The following is a 9012-nucleotide window of genomic DNA, read 5'->3' on the forward strand; positions in this document are numbered from 1 at the left end:
TGACGAGAGGAGGTGCCGCCAGTGATCGCGAACGTATCGGCACACCGGCGGGCGAACGCCTTCGCCCAGGCCCTGGAGGATTCCGACCGGGGCGCGGCGGCCGAGCAGTCCGAGGAATCGCCGCCGGCGGACGACACCGCGCAGGTCCGGCTGCTGTCTCTGACGGCGGACCTCGCGGAGTTGCCCAAGCCGGTGCTGGACCCCGAGGTCAAGGTCGTCCAGCGGGCGCAGTTGGTCGCCGCGATGGAAGCCATGCTGCAAGGGGGCGAGGCTCCGTCGGTCCCTGAACAGCGCGGCCACCGTGCCGCGAAACACCGGGCGCTCGGCAGGCTCCGTCCGACGAGCCGGCTCGCCAAGGGCCTCACGGCCGGCGGGCTGAGCGTGAGCGTCGCGGCGGGTGCGTTCGGCGGGGTGGCCGCCGCGAGTTCGGACGCCCTGCCGGGTGACTCGCTGTACGGGCTGAAGCGCGGCATCGAGGACTTCAAGCTGACGTACCTGGCGGACGACGACACCGAGCGCGGCCAGGCGTACCTGGACCAGGCGTCGACGCGGCTGAACGAAGCGCGCCGCCTCCTCGACCGGGGCCGGGGCAGCCACCTCGACCACGAGTCGCTGGGCGAGATCCGCCGCACCCTCTCGGGCATGACCCACGACGCGACCGAGGGCCACCGCCTGCTCCACGCGGCCTACGAACGCGACCCGGAATCCCTCGGCCCGATGCAGGCCCTCTCCGCCTTCTCCCGCTCCCACCGCCAGGTCTGGGGAAGCCTCCGCGACAGCCTCCCGGTCCAGCTGGGCGACGTCAGCGAACAGGTCACGTCGGTCTTCGACGCGATGGACGAAGAGGTCGCCCCCCTCCAGTCCCTGCTCCCCCAGCCCCCCGCCGAAGGCCCGAACACCCCCCGCACCCCGGGCTCCACCCCGTCGGGCACGAAGAACTCCCACACCCCGGGTTCCACCCCCCCGAACACGAACTCCACCCCCTCGACCCACACCACCCCGGGCCACTCCACCCCGGCCACCCCCTCCACCCCGTCCTCCGACGACGGCCTCCTGGGCGGCAACACCGGCGGCCTCCTGGACCCCCCACAACACCTCCCCACCACCCCGGCCCTCCCCACCCCCAACCCCCCGGACGTCACCATCCCCCCGCTGCTCCCCGGCCTCCTTCCCGGCCTGGGCATCAACAGCGAGGACGCGGAGTAACACTCGGCAGAAGGGCGCCCCACCTGAGGTGGGGCGCCCTTTCTCTGTCCTGATGTCAGAAAAACACCGACCTCCGCTGCACCAACAACTTGGCCCCTCCCATCTGCCGCCCTCGCACCGCTCTGCGGGCTTCGCGCGGCTGCGCCGAACTCCGTCCGGCGACTCCAGCCCCCGAGCGCCGACAGCCCCGGACGCCCTGACCCCGTCAGAAGAACACCGACCTCCGCTGCACCAGCAACTTGTACAGCGTGTGCTGGATCTGCTCCCGCACCTGATCCGTCAGGTTGAACATCAGCATCGGATCCTCCGCCGCCTCCGGCGAATACCCGTCCGTCGGGATCGGCTCCCCGAACTGGATCGTCCACTTGGTCGGAAGCGGAACGGCGCCGAGGGGGCCGAGCCAGGGGAATGTCGGGGTGATCGGGAAGTAGGGGAAGCCCAACACCCGAGCCAGCGTCTTCGCGTTGCCGATCATCGGATAGATCTCCTCCGCGCCGACGATCGAGCAGGGGATGATCGGCACCCCCTTGCGGAGAGCGGTGGAGACGAAGCCGCCTCTCCCGAAGCGCTGGAGTTTGTACCGCTCGCCGAACGGCTTGCCGAGGCCCTTGAACCCCTCGGGCATGACGCCGACCAGCTCCCCCTGGCCGAGGAGCCGGTCGGCGTCCTCACCGCAGGCGAGGGTGTGTCCGAGCTTGCGGGCGAGTTCGTTGACGACGGGCAGGACGAAGACCAGGTCGGCGGCGAGGAGCCGTAGATGCCGGTCGGCGGGATGGTGGTCATGGACGGCGACCTGCATCATCAGCCCGTCGAGCGGCAGCGTCCCCGAGTGGTTGGCGACGATCAGCGCACCCCCCTCGGAGGGGATGTTCTCGATGCCCTTCACCTCGACCCGGAAGTATTTCTCGTACACCGGCCGCAGCAGCGACATCAGCACCTGGTCGGTGAGCTCCGCGTCGAACCCGAAGTCGTCGACCTCGTACTCCCCGGTCAGCCGCCGCCGCAGGAACGACAGCCCGCCCGCGATACGCCGCTCGACGGACTGGGGTTCCTGTGGTGTCACCGGAACATCATCGCGCTCGACAGGCTTGGTGGGCAGGGTCTGGACCTCACCGTTTCCCCGCTTCGACAGCCCCCGCCGCCGCGCCGGGCGCGGCACGGCACCGGTCCTGGCCCGGTCGTCGTCGAACGGAATGACCTTGGCGTCCGCCATCGTCGACACGCTCCTCACTTCGCGCTGGGCGTCGAAAAGTCCGGCAGGTGGAGCGGGGCCAGCGCCGCGACCCGGTCGACGGCGCCGGAGATCCGCTCCGGGGGCAGCAGCCCCGGCCCCTGGCCGCACGCGAAGTCCGCGAACGTCCCGGCGGTCGTGTACGCCGGCGTGAAGCCGAGCGCCTCCCGCATGAGGGCCGTCGACACGACCCGCCCGTGCGTCAGCAGCCGGATCTGCTCCGGCGAGAAGTCCGTCATCCCGAGCGTCCGCACGAGCGACCCCGCCCAGGTGACCGCCGGCAGCAGCAGCGGCACGGTCGGCCGCCCGAGCCTGCGCGAGCACTGCGACAGCAACAGCACGCCGTCCCCCGCGATGTTGAACGTCCCGCTGTTGACCGTCCCCGGCACCGGTTCGTGCGACGCGATCCGCAGGACCTCGACGACGTCGTCCTCATGGACGAACTGAAGCCGCGGGTCGTATCCCAACACCGTGGGCAGCACGGGCAGTTCGAAGTACGACGCGAGCGGCGTCTCCGCCCCGGGCCCCAGGATGTTGGCGAACCGCAGCACGCAGACAGCCACATCGGGCCGCCGCCGAGCGAACCCCCGCACATACCCCTCGACCTCGACGGCGTCCTTCGCGAACCCCCCGCTGGGCAGCGACTTCGCGGCGGTCGACTCGGTGAAAACCGCCGGATCCCGCGAAGCCGACCCGTACACGTTCGTACTCGACTTCACGACCAGCCGCCGCACCCCCGGCGCCTTCTGGCACGCCCCCAGCAACTGCATCGTCCCGATGACGTTGGTCTCCTTGACCGACGTCCGACTCCCACTCCCGAGCGGAGTCCCGGTCACATCCATGTGGACGACGGTGTCGGCGCCGCTCTCCGCGAGCACCCGGGCGATGGTCGGCTGGCGGATGTCCGCCTGGACGAACCCGGCGTCCCCGAGCGAGTGCTCGGGCCGTACGACGTCCACCCCGATCACCCGGTCCACGCGCGGGTCCCGCTGGAGCCGCCGCACGAACCGTCCCCCCAGCCTGCGGGCCACTCCGGTGACAAGCACGACCTTCCCCAAGATCAGCGCCTTCCTTCCAGGGCCTGGTGTTGGGTGCCAACCTAGCGGTTCGGTGTTGCGCTGTGATGACTGCCCGGCGCGGGTGGCGACAAAGGGCCGGGAAATGCGTGTGGCCCCCACCGGAAATTCCGGGAGGGGCCACACCACGCGTACGCGCCGCGCATCGATTCAAGTCGTAAGCGCTAAGGCTTACTTCTTGTTACGACGCTGGACACGCGTCCGCTTCAGCAGCTTGCGGTGCTTCTTCTTCGCCATCCGCTTACGCCGCTTCTTGATTACAGAGCCCACGACAACCCTCGCTCACTTCTCATCACTCGGTGCTGGGCGCCGGGGCCCACACGACCTACGAGGGGCCAGCCTACCCGCCTGAGCGCTGAGGCCGTAATCGAGGGGGTCGGGGGAGATCGGAAGAGCCCTGTACTGATCCCCCCCAGGTCAGCCGTCAGGCGGTTTCCACCCCCACATAGCTCTCGCGGAGGTACTCGTGCACCGCTTGTTCGGGGACGCGGAAGGACCGCCCCACCCTGATAGCGGGCAGATGACCGCTGTGCACCAACCGGTACACGGTCATCTTGGAGACGCGCATCACCGCGGCGACTTCCGCCACGGTAAGGAACACAACCTCGTTGAGAGGCCGATCAGCTGCCATGACAACACCTGAACCTTCCGCACTCGACGGCCACCGGCTTCCCCTTCCGGTAACTCTTCGTCGTTGCGTGCTCACTCCCCAATGTAGGGGCGGGTGATGCGAGTGGGGAAGAGGTGCACCCCAAGGCAGTCCTACTGTGACAGACACGCTCGATTGAGTACGTAGCGGGTCAGCGGCAAGTAGTAATCGGACCGCACGCCGTCATCAACCGGAACGGCGACGGACACGACCCCCTCGGCCTGACCCACGAACACCGCGGGGTCATCGGTATCGGCGAGCCCAATGGCCTCACACCCCAGCTGACCTGCTCCGCAGACCCAGCCGTGGTCCCCGATGACGAGGTCGGGCAACCGCTTGCCGGCCGCCGCGAGGGCCTCCAGCGCGAGCCGAACCGGGAGGGGTGAGTGCGTGTGCGCGCCCGCCTCCGGGCCGGCTTCTTCGACTCCCGGTTCGAGGAGGCGGCCGACTCCTCGTACGTACTCAAGGATGTGCGTGCGTAGACCGAACCGGGTCGTCATGTCGACAGAGAGACCCTTCGCGGGTGTGAGGACTTCACACCCCGCCGTCGACAAAGCGTCCACGATCCCCCGGTAAAACCCCCCTAACCGCCCCGGATGCCCCGTCCCCACCAACACGCCCCCGTTACGCAGAGCTACATCCCTGATCCGATCCGCAAACGCATCGAGCCCCGCGACGGTCTTGGCGGGCTCAATCCAATCCCGCCCGGAAACAACCCCCAGATCGTCCGAAACCCCACACTCGTCAGCCATCACCCGCACCACGTCCCCCATCCCCCACACCCCCCGGGGCACCACCCCCAACCGCACCCGCGGATCCCCTTGCACAAACAACCGATAATTCCTCAGACTCCGCTCCCGCTCGGTCCCCACCTCCCCCGAAATCCCCACCCCGACGAGATACTCCCGCAACGCCTCAGCACTGAACACGACACGATACTCCCGCCCCCACCCCACCCAAACCCACAAGTAACCCCCACATAAACCTACTTGGCCTAACCCCCACCCCAAACCCCGGCCAGCCGCCGCTTCTTCCAGGAGTGCGGGGCTGTGCGGATACGCAACTCCTCCACGCAGCCGGCCCTCCTACCCCGCCATACCCACAGCTCGCGCCGCGCCCACCATCTCGGGTGATTCCGGCAAGTAGGCGACTGCGGGCCCGTCGTGGCTGGTCGCGCCCACGCGGCGGAGTCGCATATCGATACAGCCCCGCACCCCTGAAAGGCGGCTACGCCGCACCCACCCACAGCCACGTCTCCTCCCCCGCCTCAGCTGCGGGCAGTCGTGCCGCTAGGGGCGGCACGGGTGGGCGCAGCGGCACCCCGCAAGCGCGGGTGAGTGAACCGCCCCCCACCCCAGCCCCCACCGGACCCGCACCCGAACCGCAGCCGCCCCAACCCCCTACGCCAACAACCCCCGCAACGGAAACACAGCCCGCCGAGCCGCCAGCACAGCCTGATCCACCCGGTCCCCAGGGTCGTACCCCGCCTCCCAGGAAGCCCAACTCACCGGCCACCGCCCATCAGTCATCCGAGCCGGCGCCAACTGCCGAGTCCGAGCGAAGACTTGCTCCCGCCACACCTCAGGAATCACGGTCTCCGGCGAAATCTCCTTCCCGGAGGCAACCCCCACGAGATGCGCCCAGGACCGAGGCACGACATCCACGACGGAATACCCGCCCCCACCCAACGCGACCCATTTCCCCCCGGCGTATTCATGCGCCAACTCATGACAGGCGACCTGAACAGCCCGCTGCGCATCCAGAGAAACCGCCAGATGAGCCAACGGATCCTCGAAATGCGTATCGGCCCCATGCTGACTCACCACCACATCCGGCCGAAACTCCGCCACCAACTCCGGCACCACAGAATGAAAGGCCCGCACCCACCCCGCATCCCCCGTCCCCGCCGGCAACGGCACATTCACCGCCGACCCCTCAGCCACCCCCGAGGCCCCCGTCTCCTCCGCCCACCCGGTCTGCGGAAACAACGTCCGAGGATGCTCGTGCAACGAAATCGTCAGCACCCGGGGATCCTCCCAGAACGCCGCCTGCACCCCGTCCCCGTGATGCACATCCACATCGATGTACACCACCCTCTCCGCCCCCAACTCCAGCAACCGCGCGATGGCAAGAGCGGCGTCGTTGTAGATGCAGAACCCGGCGGCCCCACCAGGCATCGCATGATGAAGCCCTCCGGCGAAGTTGACGGCATGCGACACCTCCCCCCGCCACACAGCCTCAGCCGCCCCCACGGACAACCCCCGATGAGCGAACTGACTTGATGCATCCCGGCGAACGCAGGATCGTCCACGGTCCCGAGCCCGTACCCCTGATCGGCGTCCCGAGGATCCGCCGACGCCACCTTCACCGCGTCGATGTAGTCCTGCCGATGCACGAGCCGCAACGTCGACTCCCCCGCGGCCTTCGCCGAAACAACCTCCACCTCCCGGTCCAGCCCGAGCGCCCCCACCAACCCCCAGGTCAGCTCAAGCCGAACGGGATCCATCGGATGCCCGTCCCCGAAGTCGTACCCCGTTACCGCTTCATCCCACATCAGCTGTGCGCGCCCGCTCATGCCCGCCACCGTATCGGTCCCCCCGCGTCTCGAACGACCGGGCATACAGGACAGTGACCAGCACCAACCCCATCGGCACGAGCATGGCCCCCCGATAACTCCACGCGTCCCCGATCACCCCCACCAACGGCGAACCCACCAGGAACCCCACGTAGTTGAAGATGTTCAACCGCGCGACGGCCCCATCGGACGCCCCCGGGAACAACCGCCCCGCCGCGGCGAACGTCTGCGGCACGATCACACACAACCCCACCCCCACCAGCGTGAACCCCACCATCCCCACCCACGCCCCCGGCGCCCCCGCGACCACCACGAACCCCCCGGCCGCCACCAACGCCCCCACCCGCACCACGACGACGGCCCCGAACCGCCGCACCCCGTAGTCCCCGATGGCCCGCCCGACCAGCATGGTCACCATGTAGACGTTGTACGGCACCGTTGCGAGCTGCTCCGAACTCCCCAGCACGTCCTGGAGGTACTTGGCACTCCAGTTGGACACGGTGGAGTCCCCGATATAGGCGAACGCCATGACAAGACACAGCGGCAGCAACACCTTGAACGCCAGCCCGTCACCCCCCTTCGCCGCCCCCTCCTCGACCTCAACTCCCTTGCCCCCGTCGACATACCACCGACTCCCCACCAACGCCGCCGGCAACAACACCCCCACGACCGGCAGATACAGCACCCACAACGCCAACTCCCAGTGCGCCCCCACCCAAGCGAGCGACGACCCGACGATCCCCCCGAGACTGAACGCCGCGTGGAAGCTCAGCATGATGCTGCGCCCGTACTCCCGCTGAAGACTCACCCCCAGCATGTTCATCGTCGCGTCCAACGCCCCGAGCGACAGCCCGAACACCGCGAGCGCCACCGCGAGTTGAACGGTCCCGTGCCCCGCCCCGACCCCCACCAACGCCAGCAGCACCACCGGCTGGGCCCACCGCAGCACAACGCTCGGCGCAGCCCTCCGCACGACCCGCTCGGACGCCACACTCCCGGCCCCCGCGAGCACCGGCACGGCCGCCAGGTACACCGGCAACAGCCCGTCGGACACCCCGTACCGGTCCTGGATCGCCGGAATCCGGGTCACCAGCAGAGCGAACGCGGCCCCCTGAGCAAAGAAGCTGAACGCCAACGAGGCCCTACCGCGCCGCAGCACTTCTGTCATGGCGGCGAGCGTAGGGCCCCGGCGTACTCATGGGTAGATCAAGCCAAAGATGAATTTCCCTCAGCTCTAGGCGAGACCGGCATGCGGCTCCCGGCCCGGCCGGCACTCAGCCGAGCAACAGCTCCACCAGCTCCCCCGGCTCGGAGTACAGCCGCGAGGCCCCCACAAGCCGCTCAGCGGGCGTCATGCCCGTGAATCCGACGACGTCCATCCCGGCCGCGACCCCGGCCCGCACCCCCAGCGGTGAGTCCTCGACGACCACACACCGCCCCGGCACCACCCCCATCCGTTCGGCCGCGTACAGAAACAGATCCGGCGCCGGCTTCCCCTTCCCCACATCCTGCGCGCTGAAGACCCGCCCCTCCCCGAAGAACCCCGCCAGCCCTGCCACCCGATGCCCCACCCGAATCCGCTCATGGCTCCCGGACGACCCCACGCAGTAGGGCACCCCTTCCGCCGCCAGCCTCTCCAGCACCTCCACGATCCCCGCCACCGGCTTCAGCTCCCGCTCGAAAGCAGCGAACACCCGCGAGTGAAAGACCTCGTCGAACTCCTCCGGCAACCGCTCCCCGGTCCGCTCGAAAACCAACTCATGGATCCGGTGCATCGCGGACCCCATGTAGTCCCGGATCGACTCCTCGTACGACGTCGGATGCCCGACCTCGGTGAGATATTCAGCGAGCAGCCGATTGGAAATGGGCTCGCTGTCGACGAGCACCCCGTCATTGTCGAAGATCACCAGGTCGTAGCGCATACCTGAACCCTAAACGCAGAAAACCCCCGCACCTTAAGGTGCGGGGGTCTCCCGGAATGATTGTTCGGCGGCGTCCTACTCTCCCACAGGGTCCCCCCTGCAGTACCATCGGCGCTGTGAGGCTTAGCTTCCGGGTTCGGAATGTAACCGGGCGTTTCCCTCACGCTATAACCACCGAAACACTATGAAACTGACAACCGCACCGCATGTGGCCATACGGGGTTGTTCGTGGTTTCAGAACCAACACAGTGGACGCGAGCAACTGAGGACAAGCCCTCGGCCTATTAGTACCAGTCACCTCCACCCCTTACAGGGCTTCCAGATCTGGCCTATCAACCCAGTCGTCTACTGGG

At 68.4% G+C, this 9012-nt stretch carries 8 protein-coding genes, 2 rRNA genes and 1 pseudogene; 1 reads left to right on the forward strand and 10 read right to left on the reverse strand.

Annotated elements, in window-relative coordinates; translation table 11 throughout:
• Nucleotides 1-21: 21 nt before the first annotated feature.
• Nucleotides 22-1206: a DUF5667 domain-containing protein gene (locus ACVNF4_RS00885; RefSeq protein ID WP_461800668.1), complete on the forward strand. Its 1185-nt coding sequence runs from the start codon at nt 22-24 to the stop codon at nt 1204-1206.
• A 205-nt stretch (nt 1207-1411) separates the two neighbouring features.
• Here the strand turns inward: ACVNF4_RS00885 and ACVNF4_RS00890 are convergent, their stop codons facing one another.
• From ACVNF4_RS00890 to ACVNF4_RS00935, 10 genes and pseudogenes are all read right to left on the reverse strand, one after another.
• Complete coding sequence (locus tag ACVNF4_RS00890) at nt 1412-2419, reverse strand: lysophospholipid acyltransferase family protein (protein ID WP_461800669.1); 1008 nt, start codon at nt 2417-2419, stop codon at nt 1412-1414.
• 14 nt (nt 2420-2433) lie between these two features.
• Nucleotides 2434-3495 carry an NAD-dependent epimerase/dehydratase family protein gene (locus ACVNF4_RS00895; protein ID WP_461800670.1) on the reverse strand — a complete coding sequence of 354 codons (1062 nt, stop codon included), beginning with the start codon at nt 3493-3495 and terminating at the stop codon, nt 2434-2436.
• Nucleotides 3496-3684: 189 nt separating this feature from the next.
• Nucleotides 3685-3783, reverse strand: coding sequence for a 30S ribosomal protein bS22 (locus ACVNF4_RS00900; protein WP_003948845.1), 99 nt, complete (start codon nt 3781-3783; stop codon nt 3685-3687).
• 154 nt (nt 3784-3937) lie between these two features.
• Nucleotides 3938-4144, reverse strand: coding sequence for a helix-turn-helix domain-containing protein (locus ACVNF4_RS00905; RefSeq protein WP_010351066.1), 207 nt, complete (start codon nt 4142-4144; stop codon nt 3938-3940).
• Nucleotides 4145-4275: 131 nt separating this feature from the next.
• Entirely contained in the window at nt 4276-5091 is an 816-nt protein-coding gene (locus ACVNF4_RS00910; RefSeq protein WP_461800671.1) for a phosphatase, read from the reverse strand.
• A gap of 471 nt (nt 5092-5562) precedes the next feature.
• Nucleotides 5563-6737, reverse strand: a pseudogene (locus tag ACVNF4_RS00915) (acetoin utilization protein AcuC).
• Nucleotides 6706-7905: an MFS transporter gene (locus ACVNF4_RS00920; protein ID WP_461800672.1), complete on the reverse strand. Its 1200-nt coding sequence runs from the start codon at nt 7903-7905 to the stop codon at nt 6706-6708. Before ACVNF4_RS00920 ends, ACVNF4_RS00915 begins: the two are co-directional and overlap by 32 nt.
• Before the next feature lie 106 nt (nt 7906-8011).
• Entirely contained in the window at nt 8012-8659 is a 648-nt protein-coding gene (locus ACVNF4_RS00925) for an HAD family hydrolase (protein ID WP_461800673.1), read from the reverse strand.
• Nucleotides 8660-8721: 62 nt separating this feature from the next.
• Nucleotides 8722-8838 (reverse strand): 5S ribosomal RNA (gene rrf / locus ACVNF4_RS00930).
• Between the two features lie 85 nt (nt 8839-8923).
• Nucleotides 8924-9012: ribosomal RNA gene (locus ACVNF4_RS00935) — 23S ribosomal RNA — on the reverse strand; the annotation flags it as partial.

Source organism: Streptomyces sp. S6 (assembly GCF_054880855.1).